Genomic DNA, 26,778 nt, shown 5'->3' on the forward strand with positions numbered 1-26,778 from the left:
GACTTTTGGCACGCTGTTGAGTTCTCAAGGAACGGACGCTTCCTTCGGACCGCCTTCCAGCGGACCCTCCGGGCTTCGTTCTTTCGTGTTCCCAGCTTACCAGACGATTTCCGCTCCGTTTTCCGGAACTTCATTCATCCGAATTTCCCGAACTGGCCGGGGCCGCTTTCCGCGACGACCACTACGCTAGCGCATTCCGAGAGTTACTCGAAATTCACGCTCACACCCGGTTGACGAAAACGCCAACGAACCCAAACGAATGGGCATCGAGAGTGTGAGGGTGGGTCCTGCTGAGTGAGGTGGCCGCTTCAGCGACTCGTTCAACACTAGGCCACCTGGACGACATCGTCAAACGTCGAGGGCGGGATCCGGCTGGATCCCGCCCTCGACTGTCGAAGCCGCAGGTCAGCAGCGTCGAATTTCGGTCACGCCGACGCGGACGCCGGCGCCAGCTCAGCTGCCGCGAGGTTCCGCTTGCCGCGTCGCAGCACCAGCCAGCGGCCGTGCAGCAGGTCGGCCTCGGTCGGCACCGCCTCCTCGTCCGTCACCTTGACGTTGTTGAGGTAGGCACCGCCTTCCTTGATCGTCCGGCGGGCGGCCGAGCGGCTCGGCGCCAGGCCGACGGCGACCAACAGGTCGACCACCGGCTGGAGTTCGGGCACCTCGGCCTTGGGGACCTCGGCCAGGGCGGCGGCCAGGGTCGGGGCCTCCAGGTCGGCGAGGTCGCCCTGGCCGAACAGCGCCTTGGACGCGGCGACCGCGCGCTCGTACTGCTCGGCGCCGTGGACGAGGGTGGTGAGCTCCTCGGCGAGGGCGCGCTGGGCGAGGCGGGCGGCGGGGCGCTCGGTGGTCTCGCGCTCCAGCTCCTCGATCTCCTCCTTCGAGCGGAAGCTGAAGATCCGCAGGAAGTTGGAGACGTCCCGGTCGTCCGCGTTCAGCCAGAACTGGTAGAACGCGTACGGGGTGGTCAGCTCGGGGTCGAGCCAGACCGTGCCGGACTCGGTCTTGCCGAACTTGGTGCCGTCGGCCTTGACGATCAGCGGCGTGGCCAGCGCGTGGACGGACTTCCCGTCGGCCTTGCGGATCAGGTCCGTGCCGGCGGTCAGGTTGCCCCACTGGTCGCTGCCGCCGGTCTGCAGGGCGCAGCCGTAGCGGCGGTTCAGCTCCAGGTAGTCCATGCCCTGGAGGATCTGGTAGCTGAACTCGGTGTAGCTGATGCCCGCGTCGGAGTTGAGCCGCCGGGCGACGGCCTCCTTGGCGATCATGTTGTTGACCCGGAAGTACTTGCCCACGTCGCGCAGCAGGCTGATGGCCGACATCCCGGACGTCCAGTCCAGGTTGTTGACCATGCGCGCCGCGTACGGGCCCTCGAAGTCGAGGAACCGGGAGATCTGCCCGCGCAGGCGCTCGACCCAGCCGGCCACCGTCTCGGGGTCGTTGAGCACGCGCTCGGCGGTGGGCTTCGGGTCGCCGATCAGGCCCGTGGCGCCGCCGACCAGGCCGAGCGGGAGGTTCCCCGCATGCTGGATGCGGCGCATGGTGAGGATCTGCACGAGGTTGCCGAGGTGCAGGCTGGGGGCCGTCGGGTCGAAGCCGCAATAGAACGTGACCGGGCCGTCCGCGAACGCCTTGCGCAGTGCGTCCTCGTCAGTGGACAGGGCGATCAGCCCACGCCACTGCAGCTCGTCGACGATGTCCGTCACGGTCACGCTTCTCCTTCTGTCGGGCGTCCGCCCGGCGGCGGCCCGGTTCGGTAGGGCCCCGGGTCGGAACGACTCCAGCCTGTCAGAGCCTACGCGGTTCCGACCGGCGAGTTTTCCCCGAGGCGCCCCCTCCGGCCCGCCGGCCCACTCCCCCGGGTGCCTCCGCGATACCGGAAATTCCGTTGTTCGTCGGCTGTGGGTCCATTCAGAGTGGTGTCACCGCCGTGCGGCGGCAGTGACGTGTGTGGAGACGGTCGTGCCGCCGTGGCACGCCCGTGGGAAGGGTGTGCCGAGTGCGCAACACGCTGGTTCTGAACGCGAGCTACGAGCCCCTGACGACGGTGTCGCTTCAGCGCGCCGTCGTCCTGGTGCTCCAGGACAAGGCGGTGGTGGAGCAGGCGCATCCGCTGCGCTCGATCCGGGGGACGGGCGTAGCCGTTCCGGTCCCGAGGGTGATCAGACTGCAACGGTACGTACGGGTGCCGTTCCGACAACAGGCTCCGTGGTCTCGGCGGGGTGTCCTGGCCCGGGACCAGCACCTGTGCGCGTACTGCGGGCGGCGGGCCACCACGGTGGACCACCTACAGCCCAAGTCGCGTGGTGGCGCGGACAGTTGGCTGAACACCGTGGCCGCGTGCGCGGATGACAACCAGCGCAAGGCGGACCGGACACCGGAGCAGGCCGGGATGCAGCTGCTGCGCCGGCCATTCGTGCCGACCCCGCAGGCCAGTCTGATGCTGGCGCTCGGCCTGCGCAGCGCGGAGGTGCGGGAGCTCTCCGACTGGCTGCCGCCGGTACCGGGCGTGCCCGCCCCGGCCGCGTAGTCATGCACGAGGGCCGGGTGGCCACACGCGGGGCCGCGCAGTCACGCATAAGGGCCGGGCAGCCACGCATAAGGGCCGGGCAGCCACGTACGAGGGCCGGGTGCCCACGTACGAGGCAGCCTCAGCCCTTCGCCTGGTACCCGGCCGCCGTGCCGTAGTTGGCCGAGTGCTCGGGCACCACGACCACCTGCCCGCCGCCGATCAGCACCCGCCCGGAGACCAGCAGCGAGCCGGTGCCGGCCGGGAAGTTGCCGCCGGTCGCCTCCTGGCCGCCCATCAGCGGGAACCGGCCGAGGCGGGCGGGCTGGTCGCGGCGTTCGTCGGCGGCGAGCACCAGCGAGCCGCCGTCGATGCCGACCGCCCGGACGGTGCCCTTGGCGGCGGTCGGCGCCTTCCAGCGCTGCTTGCCGGTGTCCAGGTCGTAGCCGACCGCGGCCACCGGCCCGCCGCCGTTGGCCGGCGTGAGGGTGGTGACCATCGTGCGGCCCTCGAAGAACACCTCGGGGGTCGCCGCGAACGCACCGTGGGCGACGTCCAGCCGGCCGCCGTCCGTGACCACCGGGATCTCGGCGGCCGGGTCACCGGCGGCGCCCCAGGCGAACACCCGGTCGTTCTCCGGCTTGACGCCGGTGGTGAGGACCACGGCCGGCTCCGCGGAGAGCACGGTCACCGTCTTCGGCTGGTTGTTCAGGCCCCGCCACCAGCCGACCTTGCCGTCCGCGGTGTTCAGCGCGACGGCCTGGTCGGCGGGCGTCGAGTCGGCGCAGGAGGAGGCGACCAGCACGGTCTTGCCGCTGACCCCGCCGGAGAGGGTGCAGAACTTGCCCTGGCCGGTGTACTGCCAGATGTCCTTGCCGTCCGCCGAGGCCCAGGCCACCGCGCGGTCGTCGCCGATCGCGATCACCTTGTCCTCGGTGACGCCGACCCGCGCCGAGTAGGCGCCCTTGGCATCCGAGACGGACTTGGTCCACGCGGTCTTGCCGGTCTTGGTGTCCACGGCCGCCACCAGCGCGCAGGGACTCTTCGGATCGGCCTGCGGCCGGAACAGCACCGCGCCCAGGCCCGCCTGGTTCACGCCCGTCGACAGCCCGCACGGAACGGCCCCGGCGGCCGGGGGCTCCACCGACCAGGTCGGCTTGCCGCCGGCGCGGTCGTAGGCGTGCACCCCGGAGCCGTCGGCCCGGACCACCGCGTCCGTGAGCAGCCAGCTGCCGACCAGTGTGTCGTCACCCGCGGGCTGCCCCGTCGCGGCGGGCTGCGCGGACCACGCCCGGGTGTGCGCCACCGCGAACCCCGGCTCGCCGCCACTGCTCGCCGCCGCGCTGCCGCCGCCCTCGGCACCGACCATCAGCCCGGCCGCCACCAGCACCCCGAGCGCGGCCACCCCGGCGCCGGCCCGCACCAGCAGGGCCTTCCGGCTGGGCACGTGCTCCCCGGTCAGCACCGCGTCGGCGGCCTTCCGGGCCTTGGCCGAGAAGGAGGAGCCGGAGCCGGAGCCGGAGCCCGAACCGGCCCCACCGTCACCGCCCCGCCGCCCGGCGCTCCGGGACCGCCCGGCGCCGGGCCCGGCCGCGGACTCCGCGGCCCGCTCCGGGGTCTTCCCCGAGGCCCTTCCCGAGGCCTTCTCCGAAGTCTTCTCCGGGCCGGCCGGCGCGGGCTCCGGCTCGGCCTCCTCGACGTGCACGTAGCCGTCCGCCGAGTACTCCGCCCCCGCCGGGACGTACAGCCCCTCCCCGGCGGGCTGCTCCGGGGAGGCGTACGGCGCGTACTGCTGCTGCGCGTGATCGACGTACTGCGGGGACTGCGGGAACTGCTGCGGGTGCTCCGCATATTCCGGGTACGGCTGGTACTGCTCCTGGCCGCCGTACTGCCCTTGGACGTAGCCGCCCTCGACGTATGCGCCCTCGACGTACCCGGTCTGCCCGTAGGAGCTCTGGTCATGGCCGGTCTGATGGCCGGTCTGATAGCCGCTCTGGCCGTAGCCCGCCTGGTCGTACGACGGCTGCGGCCCGTACCCGGCCGAGCCGTACCCCGTCTGCTGCTGCCAGTGCACCTGCTCCTGCGGCTGCTGCCCGTAGGAGCCGCCGCCCTGCCAGTCCGACTGGCCCTGGGGGTGCCACTGCTGCGGGGAGTGGGCGTCTCCGAAGGGCTCCTGCGCCATCCGTTCCGTCCCTCCCGAGCCGCCTGCCTGCCGATGCGGCAGTCAGCATCTCACGCCCGTCCGGAGGCACGACCCGGGCCCTCGGCCTACCGTCCCGGTGCCCGGCCGGGCGCGGGCCGGGCACCGGGACGGCACGGCGTCAGGCCGCGGACTCGGCGCTCAGGGCCTCGTCGATGCGGGCGGCCAGGGTGACGTCCAGGCCGGTGAGGCCGCCCGCGCTGTGGGTGGACAGCACGAAGCGCAGGGTGCGCCAGCGGATGTCGATGTCGGGGTGGTGGTCGAGCGCCTCGGCCTGCTCGGCGACGGCGACGACCACCCGGATCGCCGCCGGGAAGTCCGGGGCGTCGGCGCTGCGGGCGATGGCGTCGCCCTCCCGCGTCCACTGCGGCAGCGCCGCCAGCGCCGCCGTGATCTCGTCCTCGCTCAGCCGTGCCCTGCTGCTCATCGCTGTGCTCCTGGTGCGTCGTCGGTCCGGATCACCCCGGAGGTGTCAGGCGGCCTTCCGACGCGGACGGGCCACCAGTTCGCCGCCGCAGTTGGGGCAGTTGCCGGCCATGGCCTCGGTGCAGTCCGGGCAGAAGGTGCACTCGAAGGAACATATCGAGGCGGGGCCTTCGGCGGTCAGCGACACCGCGCAGCGCTCGCAGGTCTCACGCATCTCCAGGGCCACGGCACACTCCTTCGACGTTCAGGCATTCATACGATCCGACGCAATGATCCGACGTCATGATCCGACGGTCGTTCAACCCACCAGCAGCTTGGTGACGGCCGCGAGGCCGACCACCACGATCACCCCGCGCAACGCGGCCGGCGGAAGGCGGCGGCCGACCTTGGCCCCGAGCAGCCCGCCGACCACCGAGCCCGCCGCGATCAGCCCGGCAGCCGCCCAGTTCACGGTCGAGGTGAAGAGGAAGAACAGCGCCGCGACGGCGTTGACGATCAGCGCCAGGGCGTTCTTCACCGCGTTGATCCGCTGCAGCTCCTCCTGCAGCAGCATGCCCATCAGCGCCATCAGCAGGACGCCCTGCGCCGCGCCGAAGTAGCCGCCGTAGATGCCGGTGAGGAACACCCCGGCCAGCAGCACCGGGCTGCCGTCCGGGTCGCCGCCGGGCCGGCGGCGGGCGGCGACGGCCTTGGCCACCCGGGGCTGGATCACCACCAGGACGAGCGCGAGCAGGATCAGCACCGGGACGATCGCGTCGAAGGCCCCGCTCGGCAGCTTGGTCAGCAGCAGCGCGCCGACCAGCCCGCCGAGCAGCGAGGCGGTGCCCAGGCGCAGCACCCGGCGGCCCTGGTCGGCCAGTTCGCGGCGGTAGCCGATCACGCCGCTGAGCGAACCGGGCACCAGGCCGAAGGTGTTGGAGACGTTGGCGGTGACCGGCGGGAGGCCGATGGCGAGCAGGACCGGGAAGGTGATCAGGGTTCCGGAACCGACGATCACGTTGATCATCCCGGCGCCGACTCCGGCCACCAGGACGGCGATCGCCTCCCAGAGCGTCATGGGTCACCTCTCCTCTCGGTCCTGTCCGAGGCGATCATGCCGGACCACCGGACCGCCGGACCAGGCCCGCCCACCATTCGGGACGTACGCCACACGGCCGCGCCGCAGACGGAAAGCCCGAGGGCCCGCCACCGTACGGAACACGTACGGCGGCGGGCCCTCGGCGAAGCACGCTCAGCCACCCGCTCGGGTCGCTCCACTCACTCCGGTCACTCCGGGGTCACTCCGGTCGCTCCGCTCACTCCGGGTCGATCTTGGGGTACTCCCGGGTCGGTTCCACCCGGGGACGGGCGGCGCCCTTGTCGGTGTCCACCGGCCGCGGCCCGGCGGCCGGGTCGATCGGCACCTGGGTGGCCGGGGCGCCCTTCGGGACGCTGGGCGCCGCGACCGCGCCGCCGTTGGCCCCGCCGCCGTTGCCGGCCAGGCCGGTGAAGGCACCGCCGAGGCCCTTGAGCGCGTCGCCGACCTCGCTGGGGATGATCCACAGCTTGTTGGAGTCGCCCTTGGCCAGCTCGGGCAGGGTCTGCAGGTACTGGTAGGCGAGCAGCTTCTGGTCGGCGTCGCCGTCGTGGATGGCCTCGAAGACCGTCCGGATCGCGGCCGCCTCACCGTCGGCGCGCAGCACCGCGGCCTGCGCCTCACCCTCGGCCCTGAGCACGTCCGCCTGCTTCTCACCCTCGGCCTTGAGGATCTGCGCCTGGCGCTGGCCCTCGGCGGTGAGGATCGCGGCGCGCTTGTCACGGTCGGCGCGCATCTGCTTCTCCATCGAGTCCTGGATGGAGGTCGGCGGCTCGATCGCCTTCAGCTCGACGCGGTTGACCCGGATGCCCCACTTGCCGGTGGCCTCGTCCAGGACGCCGCGCAGGCCGGCGTTGATGACCTCGCGCGAGGTCAGGGTGGACTCCAGGTCCATCGAGCCGATGATGTTGCGCAGCGTGGTGACGGTCAGCTGCTCGATCGCCTGGATGTAGCTGGCGACCTCGTAGGTGGCCGCCCGGGGGTCGGTGACCTGGTAGTAGATGACGGTGTCGATGTTGACGACCAGGTTGTCCTGGGTGATCACCGGCTGCGGCGGGAACGGCACGACCTGCTCGCGCAGGTCGATCCGGTTCCGGACGCGGTCGATGAACGGGACGACGATGTTCAGCCCTGCGTTGAGCGTCCGGGTGTAGCGGCCGAAGCGCTCCACGATCGCCGCGCTGGCCTGTGGGATGACCTGGATCGTCTTGATCAGCGCGATGAAGGCCACCACGACCAGGACGACCAGGACGATAAGGACGGGTTCCACGGACTCTCCCCTAGACGACCAGGGCGGTCGCGCCCTGGATTTCGACGACGTCGACCTGCTGCCCGGGCCGGTACACCTGGTCCGGATGGAGCGCGCGGGCCGACCAGATCTCGCCGTTCAACTTGATCCGTCCGCCCTCCCCGTCGACGGTTTCCGCGACGACCGCGGTGGCGCCCTGCAGCGCCTCGATGCCCATCTTGATCTGCGGGCCCTTCTGCAGCTGCCGGTAGGCGATCGGGCGGACGAAGACCACCAACGCGACCGAGACCACCAGGAAGGTCACGGCCTCCAGGACCACTCCCCCGCCGAGCCCGGCCACTCCCGCGGCGGCCAGCGCTCCCACCGCGAACATGGCGAACTCCGGCATCGCGGTCAGCACCAGCGGTATGCCGAGCCCTGCGGCGGCCAGGAGCCACCAGATCCAGCTGTCCACGTGTCCATCCTAGGGAGCGAAGGCCTTCGAGGCGGACAGTTCCCGCAGGTCGAGGGGCGGAAACCGGTCGCACGTGCGACCGGTTCCGACGGCCTCCCCGAGAAGCTCGCGGACGGGGCCTCAGCCGAGCGGCAGGCCCTGCGCCGACCAGCGGTCGCCGTGGCGCTCCAGGGTGAGCGGCAGGCCGAAGCACTTGGAGAGGTTGCGGGCGGTCAGCTCGGTGTCGATCGGCCCGGCCGTGAGCACCTTGCCCTGGCGGATCATCAGGACGTGGGTGAAGCCCGGCGCGATCTCCTCGACGTGGTGGGTGACCATCGCCATGGCCGGGGCGAACTCGTCCTGGGCGAGCGCCCCGAGCCGGCGGACCAGGTCCTCGCGGCCGCCGAGGTCCAGGCCGGCCGCGGGCTCGTCGAGCAGCAGCAGCTCGGGGTCGGTCATCAGGGCGCGGGCGATCAGGGTGCGCTTGCGCTCGCCCTCGGAGAGGGTGCCGAACTTGCGGCCGGTGAGGCCGGCCATGCCGAGGCGGTCGAGCAGCGCGAGGGCCCGGCCCTCGTCCGACTGCTCGTAGGTCTCCTGCCAGCTCACCGTCATGCCGTACGCGGCGGTGAGCACCGTCTGCAGCACGGTCTGCTCGGCCGGCAGCTTGTCGAACATGGCGGCGCCGGCCAGGCCGATCCGGGAGCGCAGCTCGAAGACGTCGACCTCGCCCAGCTTCTCGCCCAGCACGGAGACCTTGCCCGAGGTCGGGAACAGGTACGAGGAGGCGATCTGCAGCAGGGTGGTCTTGCCGGCGCCGTTCGGGCCCAGGATGACCCAGCGCTCACCCTCGGAGATGGACCACGAGACCTGGTCGACCAGCGCGCGCCCCTCCCGGACCACGGATACGTCCACCAGCTCCAGCACGTCGCTCATGCCCACGCCTTCCCCAAAAAACAACAATCTCGGCCGTCGATGCGGGCGGCGAGCCTACTCCGGCAGCCGGTGGGCACGGGGTGGGTGCGCCGCACACGCATGGGCAAACCTACGCCACGCGGATGACCGCCGATTCCGTAGGCTGGCCGGATGCTCGTGACTCCTGCCGACAATCCGTACGAAGAGCCCCGTTCGGGGCGGCTGACCGCCTGGGGCAACGCCCTGCTGGCGGGCCTGGTGGCACCCGACGACGCGGCCACGGCTGTGCTGGGCGCCGATGAGAGCCACCGGGTGACCGGGCTGCCCGGGGACGAGCCGGGCGAGCAGCACGGGCTGACCTGGGCGCTGGGCCGGCTGCGGGTGCTCGGGGTGAAGGGCCTGCGCCTGGCGCTGCCCTCGGCCGGGCATCCGCTGGGGCTGAGCGGTCCGGCGCCGTTCAACGAGCGCGCCATGGCCGCGGGCGAGGCCGTCCTGGCGGTGGGCGTCCCGCTCGGGCTGGTGCCGGAGGTGGAGGTGTACGGCCCGGTCGGGGACCGCTCGGCGACCGTGCTGTGGCGCTGCTCCGAGGTCGTCGACGCGCCGCCGGCGGACGTGCCGTCGCTGCACGAGGCCGAGCGCGAGCTGGCGGACGGGCTGCGCGAGGCGACCGTCCTGCTCACCCGGCTCGACGTGGCCGGCGCCGGGCCGGAGGCCCTGCGCGCCCTGGAGGCGTACCGCCGACGCGGGCACGCCGAGCTGCTCGCGCCGGGTTACCCGCCGCGGGCCGTCCGGGTCCTGGAGTCGGCCCGCCAGGTGTCCGCCCTGCTGGCGATCGCCTCCGGCGGCCACGGCGCGGCCGTCAGTGCCTCCGAGATGGCCGCGCGGCAGTCCGTCCTGGCGCCGCTGCGGCGCACCGCCCGGCGGGCCCAGGTGGCCGCCTACAACGCCCTGGTGGACGAGCGCGAGTCGCACTGACGGCCCGCCGGAGCCGCTCCGACACCTGGCCGGAAACCGCCCCCGTACCCACTGCTCGACTCCCCACGGCGCCCCCTCCCCGCTCCGGTGTCATGTGCCGTGCCGCCGCGTGCTGCGGCGTCAGCGGCCACCCTTGCACACGACACTGACAATCCGTCAGGCGTGGGGGCCGGCGCCCTCCCGGGCCTCGCCGTTGCGCACGGCCCAGAGCGCGGCCTGGGTGCGGTCGGCGAGGTCCAGCTTCATCAGGATGTTGGAGACGTGGGTCTTCACCGTCTTCTCCGACAGGTGCAGGCTGCGCGCGATCTCCCGGTTGGAGCGGCCGTCGGCGATGTGGCCGAGCACCTCGCGCTCGCGCTCGGTGAGGGTGCCGCCGCGGCCCTGCGGCGCGCGCGGGCCGTCCTCGGAGAGCAGGGCCTCGGCCAGCTCCGGCTGGAGCAGCACGTGGCCGGCGTGCACCGAGCGGATCGCACCGGCCAGGGCCTCCGGGTCCACGTCCTTGTAGACGTACCCGGCGGCGCCGGCCCGCAGCGCGGGGACCATCGTGCGGTGCTCGGTGAAGCTGGTGACGATCAGGATCCGGGCCCGGCTGCCCTCCCCCTTGAGCGTGCGCAGCGCCTCGATCCCGTCGACGCCGGGCATCTTGAGGTCCATCAGGACGACGTCGGGGTCCAGTTCGCGGGCCCGGTCGACGCCCTCCGCCCCGTCGGCGGCCTCCCCGACCACCTCGATGTCGTCCTGGACCTCCAGGAAGGTGCGCAGTCCGCGCCGGACCACCTGGTGGTCGTCGACCAGCAGGACGCGGATCGACGGTGTGCTCTCAGGCACCGGGGACCTCCATCTCGACGAGCGTCCCCCGGCCGGGGGCCGACTCCAGGGTGAGCGTGCCGCCGACGGCGGCCGCGCGGTCGCGCATCGAGGCCAGGCCGAGGTGGCGGCCGGCCCGGCGGACGGATTCGGGGTCGAAGCCGTGCCCGTCGTCGTGCACCCGCAGTACGGCGCCGCGCGCGGGCGTCCCGGCCAGGGTGACGGTGACCCGGCGGGCGCCGGAGTGGCGCAGCGCGTTGTGCAGCGCCTCCTGGGCGACGCGCAGCAGGGCGGCCTCCTGGGCGGGCGGCAGGGCGCGGACGCCGTCGGCGGCGAAGGCGACGTCGGCGGTGTGCGCCCGGTCGAGGACCTGCACCTGGGAGGCGAGGGTGGCGCTCAGCCCGTCCTCCTCCAGCGCGGCCGGGCGCAGTTCGACCACGACGGCGCGCAGTTCGTCGGCGGCCTCGGCGGCCAGCCGGGCGACCTCGGCGAGTTCGGCCCGGGCCCGGGCCGGGTCGCGGTCGACGAGCTTGGCGGCGGCCTTGGCGGTCAGCCGCAGCGAGAAGAGCTTCTGCGAGACGGCGTCGTGCAGGTCGTGGGCGATCCGGGCGCGCTCGCCGGCCAGGGTGAGCTCCCGGCTGCGCTCGTACAGCCGGGCGTTGGACAGGGCGAGGGCGGCGTGCGCGGCGAGGATCCGCAGCAGTTCCTCGTCGTGGTCGGTGAACAGGCCGCCGATGCGCTTGTTGGCGAGGAAGATGACGCCCATCACCTGCGGTTCGTCCTCGGCCGCGTCGGTGTCCAGGATGGGCATGCCGAGGAAGGCGTCCATGTCGGGGTGGGCGGAGGGCCAGCCGCCGAAGGCCGGCGCCTTGCGGACGTCGGCGAGGCGGGTGGGTCCGGTCTCGTGGAGCATCGCGGCGAGCACCCCGTGCTGGCGGGGCAGCGGGCCGATCGCCCGCCACTGCTCGTCGGTGATGCCGTCGACCACGAACTGGGCGAAGCCGCCGTGGTCGTCGGGCACGCCCAGGGCGGCGTACTCGGCGCCGAGCAGGTCCCGGGCGGAGGCGGTGATGCGGCGCAGCACCTCGCGGACCTCCAGGTGCCGGCTCATGGCGAGGAGCGCCTGGCTGACGGCCTCGATCCCGGACAGGCAGGGCTCGCAGGCGGGCAACGGGCCGTGGTGGGCCCGGTGGTCCCGGTGGTCTCCGATGGTGCTGGACATACCGCCAAACTACCGCCGCGGCCGGGGCGGTCGCGTCCGCCTGCGGCCGCCCCGGCCGCAGGTCCGGGGACCTAGTCCGCTGGGCCCGCCCGCCCCGAGCCGAAGGGGCGCGCCGGTGCCGAAAGGGAGAAGCGAGGAGGCCCCGAGATGGGGGTACCCCCGGCCGAAGGCTGGGGGACAGGGGCATCGGAGCGCCGACCGTCGGCACCGGGTCCGAGCGCCCCGGAGGCGAGCGGGCGAATAACTGAAGGGCGGCCCTCCCCGGGTGGGGAGGGCCGCCCTTCAGGCATCCGGTCCGGGCATCAGCCCTTCTGCATGACCTCCGGCTCGTGCCGGCGCTGGAGCCGGGTCACGATGACGCCGATCACGACCGAGATCACGACCAGCACGCCCGCGTCGATCGACCACTGGGCGATGGTGTGGTCCCACAGCGGGTCGTACTTGGGGTTCTGGAAGTCCTTGTTCCAGGGGCCCATCAACTTCGACAGGTCGAGCGTGGTGGAGACGATGCCGGTGCCCCAGCGGGCGGGCATCAGCCAGGCGACCTGCTCCAGGCCGGGCTTGCTGAAGATCTGGAAGAGGCAGCCGGTGAAGACGACCTGGACGATGGCGAACATGACCAGCAGCGGCATGGTCTTCTCGGCGGTCTTCACCAGCGCGGAGATCATCAGGCCGAACATCATCGCGGCGAAGCTCAGCAGGATCATGCCGATGGTCATCTCGATGATCGGCAGGTTCTTGACGATCAGGCCGTGCGCGGGGAGCTTGCGCGGCAGGAAGCCGACGGCGGAGATGATGGCGCCCTGGATCACGCTGAAGATGCCCAGCACGATGATCTTGGACATCATGTACGCCGAGCGGGAGAGGCCGGTGGCCCGTTCTCGCTCGTAGATCGCCCGCTCCTTGATCAACTCGCGGACCGAGTTGGCCGCGCCGGAGAAGCAGGCGCCGATCGCCAGGATCAGCATGATCGTCGCGGCTCCGCTGTTGAGGCCGAGCTGCGACTTCGGGTTGGGCGCGAGCCCCGGCGCGTTGGGGATCAGCACGCTGACCGCGCCGATGACCGCGGGCAGCAGCACCGACAGCGCGAGGAAGCCGCGGTCCGAGGCGAGCACGGACATGTAGCGCCGCATCAGCGTCCACAGCTGGGAGCCCCAGCTCTGCGGCTTGGGCGGGCGGATCGCCTCCTGGGCCACCTGGACGTGCTGCACCTCGCCCGCCTCCACGGTGGGGGCGGAGTACTGCTGGTAGTGCACCGAGCCGCGGTAGCGGCCGGCCCAGTCGTGGTCCGGGTAGTTCTCGAAGGCCTGGAAGACGTCGGCCCAGGTCTCGTACCCGAAGAAGTGCAGCGCCTCGTCCGGCGGGCCGAAGTAGGCCACCGAGCCGCCCGGCGCCATCACCAGCAGCCGGTCGCAGAGCGCGAGTTCGGCCACCGAGTGGGTGACGACCAGGATGGTGCGGCCGTCGTCGGCCAGGCCGCGCAGCATCTGCATGACCTCGCGGTCCATGCCCGGGTCGAGGCCCGAGGTGGGCTCGTCCAGGAAGATCAGCGAGGGCTTGGTGAGCAGCTCCAGGGCGACCGAGACGCGCTTCTGCTGGCCGCCCGAGAGCGCGGTGATCTTGTTGTCGGCGCGCTTGTCCAGGCGCAGCTCGTACAGCACCTCGTCGATCCGGGCGTCGCGCTCGCGGGCCTCGGTGTCGCCGGGGAAGCGCAGCCGGGCCGCGTACTTGAGGCCCTTCCGGACGGTGAGCTCACGGTGCAGGATCTCGGACTGCGGCACCAGGCCGATGCGCGAGCGGAGTTCGGCGAACTGCTTGTAGAGGTTGCGCCCGTCGTACAGCACCTCGCCGCGGTCGGCGGGGCGGTAGCCGGTGAGGGCGCGCAGCAGCGTGGACTTGCCGGAGCCGGACGGGCCGATGACGGCGACCAGCGACTTCTCCGGGACGCCGAAGCTGACGTCGTTGAGCAGGATCTTCTTGGCGCCCTTGTGCTCGACCTCGACGGTCAGGTGGCGGGCGGAGAAGGAGACCGCGCCGGTGTCGACGAACTCCTGCAGCTGGTCGCCGACCAGCACGAAGCTGGAGTGGCCGACGGTCAGCCGGTCCTGCGGGCCCATCAGCTGACGCTGCACCCGCTGGCCGTTGAGGAAGATGCCGTTGTGGCTGCCGAGGTCGACGATCTCGTAGCGGCCGTCCGGGAGCTGGCGCAGCTCGGCGTGGTGGCGGGAGACCTGGAGGTCGGACACGACGATGTCGTTGTCGAGCGCGCGACCGATCCGGGCGGTGCGCATCGACGAGGTCAGGTTGCGGATCATCGTCGGCTGCGGGCCGCCGCCCCCGTGCTGCGGCGGGGGCGTGAAGCCCTGCTGCTGCGGGAAGCCCTGGTCCTGCGGGAAGCCGCCCTGCTGCGGCTGGGGCTGCGGCGCGTACGGCTGCTGCTGCGGGAACGCCTGCTGGGCCTGCGGCTGGCCCGCCCAGCCCTGCTGCTGCGGTGCCTGCTGCTGGTACGGGTCCTGCTGCTGCCAACCCGGCTGCTGCGGCGTCGGCACCGGGCCGCGGCTGGTCGCGGCCTCGTGGATCGGGGTGGCCTGCGGGGCCGCGGCGTGCGCGGGCGCGGAGAAGCCGAGCCGGGGGCCGTTCTCCGGGTTGCCCAGGTTGACCACGGCTCCGGGGAACAGCTGGGCCTGCATGGTGCGGGCGCCGGCCACGTACGTGCCGTTGGTGCTGCCGTGGTCGTCCAGCTGCCAACCGCTGCCGTTGAAGCTGATGGTCCCGTGGTGCCAGGAGACCCTGGCGTCGTCGAACGGGAAGTCCGACTGCGGGTTGCGCCCGATGGTGTAGGACCGCCCGGGCTCAAGAGTCCGCTGCTGTCCGTTGATCTCGATGACGAGTTGCGGCACTGCTCGCCTGCCCCGCTCTCTCGGTCCCCCGAATTGTGCCCCCGGCCGGGAGGGCGATGTTCCTGTGACTGACGGGGGGAATCATTCCAGCCCGCCGACCGTCGATGAAAGTCACCCCGGGTGACTGTGACCAGGCTGCTACCGGAGCCCTGACCCGCGGCGTCCCGCGAGGTGGGACAGGTGCTCTCGGCGCACCGCGCGACGGGTAGCGTGGGAGGCACCATGAACGCATCGCCCCTGGCCGCTGAGCCCCTCCCCGCCGCCCAGCACCGGACCGCGGACGAGCGCACCCTGCTCGTCAAGGTGTTCGGCAAGGACCGCCCCGGCATCACCGCCGGCCTCTTCGCGACGCTGGCCGGCTTCGGCGTCGACGTCATCGACATCGAGCAGGTCGTGACCCGTGGGCGCATCACGCTGTGTGCCCTGGTCACCCCGCCCACCGCCCCCGGTGCCGAGGGTGGGCTGCGGGCCACCGTCCACCGCTGGGCCGAGGCGCAGAAGCTCCAGGCCGAGATCCTCTCCGGCATCGGCGACAACCGGCCGCGCCGCGAGGGCCGTTCGCACGTCACGGTGCTCGGCAACCCGCTGACCGCCGCCGCCGTCTCCGCGCTGACCTCCCGGATCACCGCGGCGGGCGGCAACATCGACCGTGTCTTCCGACTCGCCAAGTACCCGGTGACGGCGGTCGAACTGTTCGTCTCCGGTGTCGCCACCGACGAACTGCGGGCCGAGCTGGCCCAGGAGGCGGCCGCCCAGCGGGTGGACGTCGCCGTGGTGGCGGCCGGGCTGGAGCGCCGGGCCAAGCGCCTGGTGGTCATGGACGTCGACTCCACGCTCATCCAGGACGAGGTGATCGAGCTGTTCGCCGCCCACGCGGGCTGCGAGGAGCAGGTCGCCGAGGTGACGGCGGCGGCGATGCGCGGCGAGCTGGACTTCGCCGAGTCGCTGCACGCCCGGGTGGCGCTGCTGGCCGGGCTGGACGCCTCGGTGACCGAGAAGGTCCGCGCGGAGGTCCGCTTCACGCCGGGCGCGCGCACCCTGATCCGTACGCTGCAGCGCCTGGGCTTCCAGGTCGCGGTGGTGTCCGGCGGGTTCACCCAGGTCACCGACCACCTGGTGGCGGAGCTGGGGCTGGACTTCGCGGCCGCCAACACCCTGGAGGTGGTGGACGGCAAGTTCACCGGCCGGGTGGTCGGCGAGATCGTGGACCGGGCCGGCAAGGCCCGCTGGCTGGCCCGCTTCGCCGAGCAGGCGAAGGTGCCGCTGGAGCAGACGGTGGCGATCGGCGACGGCGCCAACGACCTGGACATGCTGAACGCGGCCGGGCTCGGGGTGGCCTTCAACGCCAAGCCGGTGGTGCGCGAGGCCGCCGACACCGCGGTGAACGTGCCGTTCCTGGACACCGTGCTGTACCTGCTGGGCATCACCCGTGAGGAGGTCGAGGCGGCCGACGCGCTGCACGGCACCCCCACCGAGTGACGGACCCTCCCGGGCTCCCGAGGAGGGCCCACGGACGGACGTGAGGGCGCGCGGATCGATCCGCGCGCCCTCACGTCCGTTCCGGACGTCAATCCCGCGTTCCCGAGGTCAGTCCTGCGGCGTGTAGTACGAGACCAGCTCGGCCACGCCCGGCTCGACGCCCTTCCACGAGCCGTCGAAGCTGAGCACCGCGATCGCCGCCGTCGGGAAGCCGCCGAGGCGCAGCCGCTCCAGCGCGTCCCGGTCGCCCGCGTCCCCCGCCAGCACCTGGGTCAGCCCCAGCACCCCGGGGTTGTGGCCGACCAGCACCACGTCCGCGTACTCCTCCGGGGTCTCCTGGAGGACGGCGATGATCTCGCCGGGGCTGGCCTCGTAGATCCGGTCCTCGTAGACGGTCTTGCGGGCCCGCTTGGGCAACTCGTGCGCCGCCAGCTTCCACGTCTCGCGGGTGCGCAGGGCGGTGGAGCAGAGCACGTAGTCGGGATTGATGCCGGAGTCGACCAGCCAGCGGCCGGCGTCCGGGGCCTGGTGGCGGCCCCGGTCGGCCAGCGGCCGCTCATGGTCGTCCACGCCGTTCGGCCAGTCGGCCTTGGCATGGCGGAGAACGATGATCCTGCGGGGCGTGTCGGCGCTCATACCCAGCAAGCTTGGCAGAAAAGCCGCCCGGGGGCGCGATGCTCCCGGATGCCGCCACTCGCAGGGGTGGCGGGTGCCGTCACGCCCCGTTCACCGGGGTGTCGGACGGCGGACGGTCGGCGGTCAGCCCATCGAGGTGGCGACGGAGGCGATGACCGCCACCAGCACCACGATGGCGGCGAAGGCCAGGGCGATACGGCCGAGCTGCTTGCGGCCGTCGGTCGGGTTCGGGTCGAGAACGGGCATGTCGGGAATTCTCCCATCCCTGACACGCCCGTCCCGAGGTGGCCCCGCGTTCTTGGTCAGGCCTTGACCGGCCCCGCCGTGAGGCCTTGACCGGCCCCGCCGTCAGGCCTTGACCGGCCCCGCCGCCCGGAGCGCCTCGTCCTCGACGTGCCGGGGCATCGCGGCCCGCAGGCCGAACAGCATCTGCGGGACCAGCAGCACCGCGAGGAAGCCCAGCGGCCAGTACCACTCGCCGGTGACCTGGTAGATCCGGCCGATCAGGATCGGGCCGGGGATGGAGATCAGGTAGCCGACGCTCTGGGCGAAGGCGGACAGCTGCGCCACCCCGCCCGCCGTCCGGGCGCGCAGCCCGATCATCGTCAGCACCAGCGGGAAGGCGCAGTTGGACAGGCCCACCAGGACCGACCAGACCCAGGGCGCACCGGCCGGGGCGAGCGCCAGCCCGGCGTACCCGGCGATCCCGCAGGAGGCCAGCACCACCACGAACAGCCGCTGGTCGCCCCGGCGGGCGGCCAGGTTGGGCAGCACGAAGGAGACCGGCACGCCGATCACCATGGTCACCGCGAGCAGCACCCCGGAGGTGCCCTTGTCGATCCCGGCGTCCTGGAAGATCTTCGGCAGCCAGCCCATCACCACGTACGCGCCGGTGGCCTGCAGGCCGAAGAAGCAGGCCATCGCCCAGGCCGTACGGCTGCGGGCGATCGGCAGCCTGGCCGGGGCCGCGGCCCCGCCGGCCCGCTCGCCGCGCTCGCGCCTGGTGATCAGCACCGGCAGCCAGAGCGCCAGCGCGAGCGCGCCGAGCGCGGCCCAGATGCCCAGGCCGTAGCGCCAGTCGCCGCCGAGGGAGCTGGTCAGCGGCACGGTGACGGCGGCGGCCAGCGCGGTGCCGGCGGACAGCGCCATCGAGTAGAGGCCGATCATCGGACCGACCTTCTGCGGGAAGTACCGCTTGATCACCACCGGGATCAGCACGTTGGAGACCGCCACCCCGGCCAGCGCGAGCGCGGTCAGCAGCAGGAACACCGCGGTGCCGCCGGCGAAGGAGCGGGCCAGCACGCCCGCGGTGATCGCACCCAGGCCGGCGGTGATCACCGCGATCGGGCCGATCCGCCGGGCCATCGCGGGCGCGGCGAAGCCGAACAGTCCGAAGCAGAGCGAGGGCACGGCGGTGAGCAGCCCGGCGAGGGTGGGGTTCATCCCGAGGTCGGCGCGGACCTGGTCGAGCAGCGGCCCGAGGCTGGTGACCACGGGGCGCAGGTTGAACGCGGCGGCGGCGATCGCGATGGCGAACAGCCAGCCCAGGTACCTGGTGGAGGGGGTGGAAGGGGCGGAACCGGCGGGCCGCTCGGTCTGCGGCCGGGCCTCGTTCCGCGGGGAAGCGGCGGTGTCTGCTGCGGGCATACGGGCCATCATAGAATGATGGGATGAATTGACGCACCTCGGAATTGGCATGATGTGCCGACCGTTCATCCACCGGCCACCTTCCACCCAGGCCCCCCGATCCGTAGTCGCAAGGAGTCCCCGTGGCGCTGTCCTCGCCGAGGCGCACCCCGCTGTCCGACCAGGTGATCGCACAGCTGCGTGCCCAGATCACGTCCGGGGAGTGGCCGGTCGGCTCGCGCATCCCCACCGAGGCCGCCCTGGTCGAACAGTTGGGCGTCGCCCGCAACACCGTGCGCGAGGCCGTCCGCGCCCTCGCGCACAACGGCCTGCTCGACATCCGGCAGGGCTCCGGCACCTACGTCCTGGCCACCAGCGAGCTGGCCGGAGTGATGCACCGCCGCTTCGCCGACGCCGACCAGGCGCAGGTCGCCGAGCTGCGCGCGGCCCTGGAGACCTCCGCGGCCGGCCTGGCCGCCCACCGCCGCACCGAGCGCGACCTGGAGCTGCTGGACGGCGCCCTGGCCCGCCGGGAGGCCGCCTGGCAGTCCGGCGAGGCCGAGGACTTCATCCAGGCCGACGCCGCCTTCCACCAGGCCGTGGTGGCCGCCGCCCACAACGACGTGCTGCTCGCCGTCTACGCCGACCTCGGCGAGGTCACCCGCGCCCACCTGCGGCACGACGTCGGCCCGGAGCTGATCGCCGAGCGCTACATCGGCCACGACACCATCCTGGACGCCATCCGGGCCGGCGACGCCCAGCGCGCCTCGGTCGAGGCCGGCCGCGCCATCGGCGCCTGCGGGACGGCCGACGCGTGACGGCCGAGACGTGACGGCCGAGACGTGAGAGCCGACGCGTGACGGCCGAGACGGAGAGCCGACGCGCAAGGGCCCGCCTTCCAGCCCCCCGAACAGCAGGAACGCCGCTGCCCGGCACCCCACGAGGGGTACCGGGCAGCGGCGTACGGGCGGAGCGTCAGGCGCCGATGGCGTGCAGACCGCCGTCGACGTGGATGATCTCGCCGGTGGTCTTCGGGAACCAGTCCGACAGCAGGGCGACGATGCCGCGGCCGGCCGGCTCCGGGTCGCTCAGGTCCCACTTCAGCGGGGAGCGGTGGTTCCAGGTGTCGGCCAGGTCGCTGAAGCCCGGGATGGACTTGGCGGCCATCGAGCCGATCGGACCGGCCGAGATCAGGTTGCAGCGGATGTCCCGCTCGGCCAGGTAGCGCGCCAGGTAGCGGTTGGTCGACTCCAGGGCGGCCTTGGCCGGGCCCATCCAGTCGTACTGCGGCCAGGCGTACTGCGCGTCGAAGGTCAGGCCGACGACCGAGCCGCCGTCCGGCATCAGCGGCAGCAGCGCCATGGTCAGCGACTTCAGCGAGAACGCCGAGACGTTCATCGCGGTGGCCACCGACTCCCACGGGGTGTTCAGGAAGTTGCCGCCCAGGGCGTCCTGCGGGGCGAAGCCGATCGAGTGGACGATGCCGTCCAGGGTCGGCAGGTGCTCGCGGACCTGGTCGGCGATGCCCGCCAGGTCCTCCTCGCTGGAGACGTCCAGCGACAGCACCTTGACCGGCTTCGGCAGCTTCTTGGCGATCCGCTCGGTCAGGCTCGGGCGCGGGAAGGCGGTGAGGATGATCTCCGCGCCCTGCTCCTGCGCGAGCTTCGCGGCGTGGAAGGCGATGGAGGACTCCATCAGCACGCCGGTGATCAGGATCCGCTTGCCTTCGAGGATTCCGCTCATGTTCAGTGACCCATGCCCAATCCGCCGTCGACGGGAATGACGGCTCCGGTGATGTACGCGGCCTCGTCCGACCCGAGGAACCGCACGGTGGAGGCGACCTCGGCGGGCGCCGCGTAGCGGCCCAGCGGCACGTCCGCGACGATCTGCGCGCGGCGCTCATCGGTGAGCACGGCGGTCATGTCGGTGTCGACGAAGCCGGGCGCGACCACGTTGACGGTGATGTTGCGCGGGCCGAGTTCGCGCGCCAGCGACCGGGCGAAGCCCACCAGGCCGGCCTTGGAGGCGGCGTAGTTGGACTGGCCCGGCGAGCCGGACAGGCCCACCACGGAGGAGATCAGCACGACGCGGCCCTTCTTGGCGCGCATCATCAGCTTCGAGGCGCGCTTGACCACCCGGAAGGTGCCGGTCAGGTTGGTGTCCACGACGGAGGTGAAGTCCTCCTCCGACATGCGCAGCAGCAGGGTGTCGTTGGTGATGCCCGCGTTGGCGACCAGCACCTCGACCGCGCCGTGCTTCTGCTCGATCTCGGTGAAGGCGGCGTCGACCTGCGCGGCGTCCGTGATGTCACAGCGGACCGCGAGGACGTCGTACTTCACCAGGGCCTCGGGCACCTCGCCCGAGCGGCTGGTGATGGCCACCTTGTCGCCCGCCTCGGCGAAGGCCTGGGCGATCGCGAGGCCGATGCCCCGGTTTCCTCCGGTGACGAGAACCGAGCGGCTCAACGATCCACCTCTCTCCGTGTATGAGCGCATACGTCGGAATGCGTACGCACTGTGACGCTATCGGGCGGTCGGCGGTGGCGGCGCATCGGTCTCCCACAGCGCCGCACGGAAGGAACTGTCGCAATCCGACAATCCGCGCCCGCCGTTCCCGTCCGGTCGGCGACAGCGCACCAGGCCCGGGCCCTGCCCGGATCGGGGCGACTGTACGGGAACAACACGGGCCGCTGCACCCGTTGCCCCCGAGGTAGGGACCGGCCCGGGCCTGTCGTACCGTTCACCCGACCCATCCCGGCGAGCGACGAAGGCAGAGCGGATGACCAAGGCACGGCCCGGGAGCACCCACCGACGCGGACGACTGCTGACCCTCACCGCCCTGGCCACCGGCCTGGGCGCGGCCGCCTGGTCGCTGCGCGACCTTCCGGCGGCGTTCGGGCGCCGGCCGGACGGCGAGCGCGAGGAGCGGGTGCGCAACTCCCCGCAGTACCGCGACGGCGTCTTCCACAACGCGCCGTCCACGCTCGCCCGCAACGCCGGCGCCCCCGGCTTCGACCGCGCCACCGCCCGCCGGATGCTCTTCGAGCGCGAGGGCCGCGTCCCCGCCCACCCGGTGCCGACCGTCCGCCCGGCCACCCCTCCCGGCCCGGCCGCCGAGGGCGTGGAGCTCACCTGGTACGGGCACGCCTCCGCGCTGGTGGAGATCGAGGGCTTCCGGGTGCTGCTCGACCCGATCTGGAGCGACCGCTGCTCGCCCTCCGCGCACGTCGGCCCCAAGCGGCTGCACCCGGTGCCGGTCGAGCTGGAGGAGCTGCCGCCGGTCGACGCCGTGCTGATCTCGCACGACCACTACGACCACCTCGACATGGCGACGGTCAAGCGCCTGGTGCGCAGCCAGTCCGCGCCCTTCGCGGTGCCGCTCGGCATCGGCGCCCACCTGCGCCGCTGGGGCGTCCCGGAGCACCGGATCATCGAGCTGGACTGGGACGAGACCTGCAACCTGGGCGAGCTGGTCCTCACCCTGACGTCCGCGCACCACTTCTCCGGCCGCGGCCTGACCCGCAACACCACCCTGTGGGGCTCCTGGGTGATCGCCGGCCCGAACCGCAAGGTCTTCTACACCGGCGACTCCGGCTACTTCGAGGGCTACGCCCGGATCGGCGAGCAGCACGGCCCGTTCGACGCCGCGCTGGTCCAGATCGGCGCCTACGACGAGGCCTGGGCGGACATCCACATGACCCCCGAGGACGCCGTCCTCGCGCACCGCGACCTCACCGCCGGCCTGCTGGTGCCCGTCCACTGGTGCACCTTCAACCTCGGCCTGCACCGCTGGGCCGAGCCGGTCGAGCGGCTGGTGGCGGAGGCCAAGGAGCACGCCGTCCCGCTGGCCGTGCCGCGCCCCGGCGAGCGGGTGGACGTCGACAACCCGCCGGAGCTCGACAGCTGGTGGGAGTCCGTCGGCTGACGCCCCGCCCGACGGCGCCGACGGGGCGGCGCCGTCGCTGGCCGAAACCGCAGCGCACCGGTCGAAATGCGCTGGCCGGAAACCCGGTGGACGGGAAATGATGCGGTGTGGGCGCCCTGTGGCGCCGCACCGTCACCCTCCGCGACCTGGGAGCCCGATTGCCTCCGATCCTTCCGGCCGACCGCGCCGGCGCCGCGCCCGGGCGCGCCGTCGATCCGCTGTTCCTCGCCCTGCCGCTGCGCACCCTCGCCGACGCCGCCCTCACCCGGGCCCGCGAACTCGGCGCGAGCCACGCCGACTTCCGCCTGGAGCGGATCCGCAGCGCCTCCTGGCGGCTGCGCGACGCCCGCCCGGCCGGCACCTCCGACAGCGTGCAACTCGGCTTCGCCGTCCGGGTGCTGCTGGACGGCGCCTGGGGCTTCGCCGCCGGTGTCGACCTCAACCCAGGCACGGCGGCCCGGGTCGCCGAGCAGGCCGTCGCGGTGGCCCGCCTCTCCGGCGGGATCAGCCGGGCGGCCGGCACCGCCGAGCGGGTCGAGCTGGCCGAGGAGCCCGTCCACCGGGACGTCACCTGGGTCTCCTCGTACGAGATCAACCCGTTCGAGGTGCCGGACGCCGAGAAGACCGCGCTGCTCGCCGAGCGGAGCGCCCGGCTGCTGGCCGCCGAGGGCGTCTCGCACGTCCAGGCGGCCCTGCGGACCGTCCAGGAGAACAAGTTCTACGCGGACACCGCGGGCACCGTGACGACCCAGCAGCGGATCCGGCTCGAATCCGAGCTGGAGGCCACCTCGGTCGACGAGCGCACCGGCGCCTTCGACTCGATGCGCACCCTCGCCCCGCCGGTCGGCCGCGGGTACGAGTACGTGACCGGCACCGAGTGGGACTGGGACGCGGAGCTCGCCGAACTGCCCGTCCTGCTGGCCGAGAAGATGAAGGCGCCGAGCGTCGAGGCCGGCCGCTACGACCTGGTCATCGACCCGTCCAACCTCTGGCTGACCATCCACGAGTCGATCGGCCACGCCACCGAGCTGGACCGCGCGCTCGGCTACGAGGCCGCCTACGCCGGTACGTCCTTCGCCACCTTCGAGCGGCTCGGCAGCCTCAGGTACGGCTCGGACCTGATGCACGTCACCGGCGACCGCACCGCCGAGCACGGCCTGTCCACCATCGGCTACGACGACGAGGGCGTCGCCACCCAGTCCTGGGACCTGATCCGGGACGGCGTCCTGGTCGGCTACCAACTCGACCGCGGCATGGCCAAGTTGAAGGGCTTCGAGCGCTCCAACGGCTGCGCCTTCGCGGACTCCCCCGCGCACGTCCCGGTCCAGCGGATGGCCAACGTCTCGCTCCGGCCCGCCGCCGACGGCCCGGACACCGAGGGCCTGTTCGCCGGGGTGGAGAACGGCCTGTACATCGTCGGCGACCGCTCCTGGTCGATCGACATGCAGCGCTACAACTTCCAGTTCACCGGCCAGCGGGCCTACGCCATCAAGAACGGCGAACTCGCGGGCCAGGTCAAGGACTTCGCCTACCAGGCCACCACCACCGACTTCTGGGGCTCGATGGCGGCGGTCGGCGGCCCGCAGACCTACGTCCTCGGCGGCGCCTTCAACTGCGGCAAGGCGCAGCCCGGCCAGATCGCGGCGGTCAGCCACGGCTGCCCGTCGGCGCTGTTCCGGAACGTCAACGTGCTCAACACCCAGCAGGAGGCGGGTCACTGATGACCGCGATGCAGCCCCACGAACTCGTCGAGCTGGCGCTCGGCCTCTCCCGCGCCGACGGCTGCGTGGTGATCGCCGACGAGGAGTCCACCGCCAACCTGCGCTGGGCGGCCAACGCCCTGACCACCAACGGCGTCACCCGCGGCCGCCGGCTGACCGTGATCGCCACCGTGGCCGGCGCCGAGGGCACCGCCTCCGGCGTGGTCTCCCGCGAGGCCGTCACGCCGGAGGAGGTGGAGTCCCTGGTGCGGGCCGCCGAGGAGGCCGCCCGCGCGGCCGGCCCGGCCGAGGACGCCCAGCCCCTGGTCGCCGACCAGCCGTCGTCCCCGGAGTTCACCCGGCCGCCCGCGCAGACCTCGATCGAGGTGTTCGAGGCCTTCGGCCCGGCCCTCGGCGAGGCGTTCGCCCGCGCCGCCGCCCAGGGCGAGCTGCTGTACGGCTTCGCCCGGCACGAGCTCACCACCAGCTACCTGGGCAGCTCCACCGGCCTGCGGCTGCGCCACGACCAGCCGACCGGCATGGTCGAGATCAACGCCAAGACCGCCGACCTGTCCGGTTCGGCCTGGGTCGGCGCCGCCACCCGGGACTTCGCCGACATCGACGTCCCGGCCCTGCACACCGAGCTGACCAAGCGCCTCGGCTGGGGCGCCCGCAAGGTGGACCTGCCGGCCGGCCGCTACGAGACGCTGCTGCCGCCCTCGGCCGTCGCCGACCTGCTGATCTGCCTCAACTGGGCCTCCGGCGGCCGGGACGCCCACGAGGGCCGGACGGTCTTCTCCAAGCCCGGCGGAGGCACCCGGCTCGGCGACAAGCTCAGCGGCCTGCCGCTGACGCTGCGCTCCGACCCGCACGAGCCCGGCCTGCAGGCCCCGCCGTTCGTCCTCGCGCACTCCAGCGGCGGGGACGTCTCGGTCTTCGACAACGGCGAGCCGATCGCCGCCACCGAGTGGATCCGCGAGGGCGTGCTCCACGAGCTGATCACGAGCCGCCACGCGGCCGGCCTCACCGGCCTGCCGGTGCGCCCGGCCATCGACAACCTCGTGCTGGAGACGGCCGACCAGGAGTCGGCGCCGACCCTGGACGAGATGATCGCCCGCACCGAGCGCGGCCTGCTGCTCACCTGCCTGTGGTACATCCGCGAGGTCGACCCGGCGACGCTGCTGCTCACCGGCCTCACCCGGGACGGCGTCTACCTGGTGGAGAACGGCGAGGTCGTCGGCGCGGTCAACAACTTCCGGTTCAACGAGTCCCCGGTCGACCTGCTCGGCCGGATCACCGAGGCGGGCCGCACCGAACGCTGCCTGCCCCGCGAGTGGAGCGACTACTTCACCCGCACCGCGATGCCACCCGTGCGTGTCGCGGACTTCAACATGAGTTCGGTCAGCCAGGCCTCTTAGCCGCTGACCGACGGGGGATACGAGAGACATGATGGACGAGAAACGGCTGGTCAAGACGAGCAAGATGCTGTCGCGCATCCTGCGGCACGACCCGGACCGGGTGGGCGTCACGCTGGACGAGGCCGGCTGGGTCCGGATCGACGTGCTGCTCGCCGCGCTCAGGGCGAAGGGCAACCGGCTGACCAGGGCCGAGCTGGACCACGTCGTGGCCACCAACAACAAGCGCCGCTTCGGCTACTCACCGGACGGTCTCTCGATCCGCGCGAACCAGGGCCACACGGTGGCGGTCGACCTCGGTCTGGCCGCCGCCGTGCCGCCCCACGTGCTCTACCACGGCACCGCCGACCGGCACCTGGCGGCGATCTTCCGCGAGGGCCTGCGTCCGATGGCCCGCCAGGACGTCCACCTCTCGGCGGACACCGAGACGGCCACCGGGGTCGGCGCCCGGCACGGCCGCCCGGTGGTGCTGACCGTCAACGCGGCCGCGATGACGGCGGCCGGCCACGAGTTCCGGCTCAGCGAGAACGGCGTCTGGCTCACCGGCGCCGTACCCCCGCAGTACCTCTCCCGGCGCTCCTAGCCCGGCGTCCCCGAAGGGCCTGTCCGCTCCGCCGGACAGGCCCTTCGCGTACCCGACCGGGTGCGTCCGCCCCACCCGGTCTCGTCGCCGCGGGCGCCCGGGCGTACCGTGAGGAGGCCGCGCGGCAAGGCGCGCGGGGGGCGTCACGAGGGCGGTAGGACACATGGGCAAGAGCGCCGACGACGGGCAGGTCTTCCGGATCACGGGAGCGCGCAGCAGCCTCAGCGAGGACGTCCGGGGGCGCCAGCGCCGCTACGTCATCTCGATGCTGCTCCGTACGGTCTGCGTGCTGCTCGCGGTGGTGCTGTGGGACGTCCAGCGGTGGCTGGCGTTCGGGGCGCTGGCGGGCGCCGTGCTGCTGCCGTACTTCGCGGTGCTGATCGCCAACGCGGGCCGGGAGCGGGCGCCGGGCCTGCCGAGCACCTTCGACATCCCGCTGGACACCCCGCTGATGCTGGGCCCCGGTGGGAGGGGAGGGGCCGGTGCGACAGCCGGTACAGGAGAGGCAAAGGCGCCTGCCACCGATCCTTCACAGGACGTGAACTGACCGTCCGTTTCACCCCGCTTCACCCCCGTACGGCCCGCGGAAAGCTCAGAAGAAGCTCAGATTAATCATGCAAGACCTCCCCATCCGAGGGTCCTGGCGTGACATACTGCGTACGCGCTCCGCATCCCCCGTCGGAGCGACGGACCGACGCCGGGCGGCTCCC

25 protein-coding genes are annotated in these 26,778 nt (G+C 72.6%); 9 read left to right on the forward strand and 16 right to left on the reverse strand.

The genetic code is table 11. The features are described from left to right. Positions 1-425: 425 nt before the first annotated feature. Positions 426-1,703: a tyrosine--tRNA ligase gene (gene tyrS / locus OP86_RS08905; protein WP_030059875.1), complete on the reverse strand. Its 1,278-nt coding sequence runs from the start codon at positions 1,701-1,703 to the stop codon at positions 426-428. Positions 1,704-1,996: 293 nt separating this feature from the next. Between tyrS and OP86_RS08910 the strand changes: the two genes are divergently transcribed. Next, entirely contained in the window at positions 1,997-2,527 is a 531-nt protein-coding gene (locus OP86_RS08910; RefSeq protein WP_030257910.1) for an HNH endonuclease, read from the forward strand. 121 nt (positions 2,528-2,648) lie between these two features. Here OP86_RS08910 and OP86_RS08915 read toward each other — a convergent pair whose 3' ends face one another. The 7 genes from OP86_RS08915 to OP86_RS08945 all read right to left on the reverse strand — a co-directional run bounded on the left by OP86_RS08915 (position 2,649) and on the right by OP86_RS08945 (position 8,822). Then, positions 2,649-4,688: an outer membrane protein assembly factor BamB family protein gene (locus tag OP86_RS08915; RefSeq protein ID WP_030257913.1), complete on the reverse strand. Its 2,040-nt coding sequence runs from the start codon at positions 4,686-4,688 to the stop codon at positions 2,649-2,651. Positions 4,689-4,827: 139 nt separating this feature from the next. Next, on the reverse strand, positions 4,828-5,133 hold the full coding sequence (locus OP86_RS08920; protein ID WP_030059878.1) for a 4a-hydroxytetrahydrobiopterin dehydratase: 306 nt from the start codon (positions 5,131-5,133) through the stop codon (positions 4,828-4,830). A 45-nt stretch (positions 5,134-5,178) separates the two neighbouring features. Further along, positions 5,179-5,358: a DUF1272 domain-containing protein gene (locus OP86_RS08925; RefSeq protein WP_030059879.1), complete on the reverse strand. Its 180-nt coding sequence runs from the start codon at positions 5,356-5,358 to the stop codon at positions 5,179-5,181. Between the two features lie 72 nt (positions 5,359-5,430). Then, positions 5,431-6,189, reverse strand: a complete 759-nt coding sequence (locus OP86_RS08930; protein ID WP_030059880.1) for a sulfite exporter TauE/SafE family protein — start codon at positions 6,187-6,189, stop codon at positions 5,431-5,433. A gap of 238 nt (positions 6,190-6,427) precedes the next feature. Next, a complete protein-coding gene (locus OP86_RS08935; protein ID WP_030059881.1) occupies positions 6,428-7,477 on the reverse strand; it encodes an SPFH domain-containing protein in 1,050 nt (349 codons plus the stop codon). Between the two features lie 10 nt (positions 7,478-7,487). Continuing rightward, the gene (locus tag OP86_RS08940; RefSeq protein WP_030059882.1) at positions 7,488-7,910 is read right to left on the reverse strand and encodes an NfeD family protein; all 423 of its coding nucleotides are present in this window, start codon (positions 7,908-7,910) and stop codon (positions 7,488-7,490) included. Positions 7,911-8,030: 120 nt separating this feature from the next. After that, a complete protein-coding gene (locus tag OP86_RS08945; RefSeq protein WP_030059883.1) occupies positions 8,031-8,822 on the reverse strand; it encodes an ABC transporter ATP-binding protein in 792 nt (263 codons plus the stop codon). A 150-nt stretch (positions 8,823-8,972) separates the two neighbouring features. Here OP86_RS08945 and OP86_RS08950 point away from each other — a divergent pair, with 150 nt between their 5' ends. Then, positions 8,973-9,776: a hypothetical protein gene (locus OP86_RS08950; protein ID WP_030059884.1), complete on the forward strand. Its 804-nt coding sequence runs from the start codon at positions 8,973-8,975 to the stop codon at positions 9,774-9,776. Positions 9,777-9,932: 156 nt separating this feature from the next. Here OP86_RS08950 and OP86_RS08955 read toward each other — a convergent pair whose 3' ends face one another. The 3 genes from OP86_RS08955 to OP86_RS08965 all read right to left on the reverse strand — a co-directional run bounded on the left by OP86_RS08955 (position 9,933) and on the right by OP86_RS08965 (position 14,705). Next, positions 9,933-10,604, reverse strand: a complete 672-nt coding sequence (locus OP86_RS08955; RefSeq protein WP_030059885.1) for a response regulator — start codon at positions 10,602-10,604, stop codon at positions 9,933-9,935. Continuing rightward, positions 10,597-11,694: a GAF domain-containing sensor histidine kinase gene (locus tag OP86_RS08960; RefSeq protein ID WP_234434960.1), complete on the reverse strand. Its 1,098-nt coding sequence runs from the start codon at positions 11,692-11,694 to the stop codon at positions 10,597-10,599. Before OP86_RS08960 ends, OP86_RS08955 begins: the two co-directional genes overlap by 8 nt. Before the next feature lie 413 nt (positions 11,695-12,107). Further along, positions 12,108-14,705, reverse strand: coding sequence for an FHA domain-containing protein (locus tag OP86_RS08965; RefSeq protein WP_030257918.1), 2,598 nt, complete (start codon positions 14,703-14,705; stop codon positions 12,108-12,110). 222 nt (positions 14,706-14,927) lie between these two features. Between OP86_RS08965 and serB the strand changes: the two genes are divergently transcribed. After that, positions 14,928-16,184 carry a phosphoserine phosphatase SerB gene (gene serB, locus OP86_RS08970; RefSeq protein ID WP_030059890.1) on the forward strand — a complete coding sequence of 419 codons (1,257 nt, stop codon included), beginning with the start codon at positions 14,928-14,930 and terminating at the stop codon, positions 16,182-16,184. Positions 16,185-16,292: 108 nt separating this feature from the next. On the opposite strand, the gene OP86_RS08975 is transcribed toward serB, so the two are convergent. From OP86_RS08975 to OP86_RS08980, 3 genes are all read right to left on the reverse strand, one after another. Continuing rightward, complete coding sequence (locus OP86_RS08975) at positions 16,293-16,820, reverse strand: SixA phosphatase family protein (RefSeq protein ID WP_030059892.1); 528 nt, start codon at positions 16,818-16,820, stop codon at positions 16,293-16,295. Between the two features lie 123 nt (positions 16,821-16,943). Then, positions 16,944-17,066 carry an SGM_5486 family transporter-associated protein gene (locus tag OP86_RS38700; protein WP_267883116.1) on the reverse strand — a complete coding sequence of 41 codons (123 nt, stop codon included), beginning with the start codon at positions 17,064-17,066 and terminating at the stop codon, positions 16,944-16,946. A 102-nt stretch (positions 17,067-17,168) separates the two neighbouring features. Further along, the gene (locus tag OP86_RS08980; protein ID WP_418952607.1) at positions 17,169-18,476 is read right to left on the reverse strand and encodes a CynX/NimT family MFS transporter; all 1,308 of its coding nucleotides are present in this window, start codon (positions 18,474-18,476) and stop codon (positions 17,169-17,171) included. A gap of 113 nt (positions 18,477-18,589) precedes the next feature. Here OP86_RS08980 and OP86_RS08985 point away from each other — a divergent pair, with 113 nt between their 5' ends. Next, complete coding sequence (locus tag OP86_RS08985) at positions 18,590-19,264, forward strand: FadR/GntR family transcriptional regulator (protein ID WP_030059894.1); 675 nt, start codon at positions 18,590-18,592, stop codon at positions 19,262-19,264. A gap of 157 nt (positions 19,265-19,421) precedes the next feature. Here OP86_RS08985 and fabI read toward each other — a convergent pair whose 3' ends face one another. Both fabI and fabG read right to left on the reverse strand, forming a co-directional pair. Next, positions 19,422-20,189, reverse strand: coding sequence for an enoyl-ACP reductase FabI (gene fabI, locus OP86_RS08990; protein ID WP_030059896.1), 768 nt, complete (start codon positions 20,187-20,189; stop codon positions 19,422-19,424). A gap of 2 nt (positions 20,190-20,191) precedes the next feature. Further along, the gene (fabG, locus tag OP86_RS08995) at positions 20,192-20,911 is read right to left on the reverse strand and encodes a 3-oxoacyl-[acyl-carrier-protein] reductase (protein ID WP_030059898.1); all 720 of its coding nucleotides are present in this window, start codon (positions 20,909-20,911) and stop codon (positions 20,192-20,194) included. A 313-nt stretch (positions 20,912-21,224) separates the two neighbouring features. Here fabG and OP86_RS09000 point away from each other — a divergent pair, with 313 nt between their 5' ends. From OP86_RS09000 to OP86_RS09020, 5 genes are all read left to right on the forward strand, one after another. Then, a complete protein-coding gene (locus tag OP86_RS09000; RefSeq protein ID WP_030257922.1) occupies positions 21,225-22,370 on the forward strand; it encodes an MBL fold metallo-hydrolase in 1,146 nt (381 codons plus the stop codon). 158 nt (positions 22,371-22,528) lie between these two features. Next, the gene (locus tag OP86_RS09005) at positions 22,529-24,091 is read left to right on the forward strand and encodes a TldD/PmbA family protein (protein WP_418952606.1); all 1,563 of its coding nucleotides are present in this window, start codon (positions 22,529-22,531) and stop codon (positions 24,089-24,091) included. After that, a complete protein-coding gene (locus OP86_RS09010) occupies positions 24,091-25,488 on the forward strand; it encodes a metallopeptidase TldD-related protein (protein WP_030257929.1) in 1,398 nt (465 codons plus the stop codon). Before OP86_RS09005 ends, OP86_RS09010 begins: the two co-directional genes overlap by 1 nt. Positions 25,489-25,519: 31 nt before the next feature. Continuing rightward, positions 25,520-26,068, forward strand: coding sequence for an RNA 2'-phosphotransferase (locus tag OP86_RS09015; protein ID WP_030059910.1), 549 nt, complete (start codon positions 25,520-25,522; stop codon positions 26,066-26,068). 163 nt (positions 26,069-26,231) lie between these two features. Continuing rightward, positions 26,232-26,615 carry a DUF3099 domain-containing protein gene (locus tag OP86_RS09020; RefSeq protein ID WP_030059912.1) on the forward strand — a complete coding sequence of 128 codons (384 nt, stop codon included), beginning with the start codon at positions 26,232-26,234 and terminating at the stop codon, positions 26,613-26,615. Positions 26,616-26,778: the final 163 nt, after the last annotated feature.

Source organism: Streptomyces novaecaesareae (assembly GCF_000716875.1).
Taxonomy (GTDB): Bacteria; Actinomycetota; Actinomycetes; order Streptomycetales; family Streptomycetaceae; genus Kitasatospora; species Kitasatospora novaecaesareae.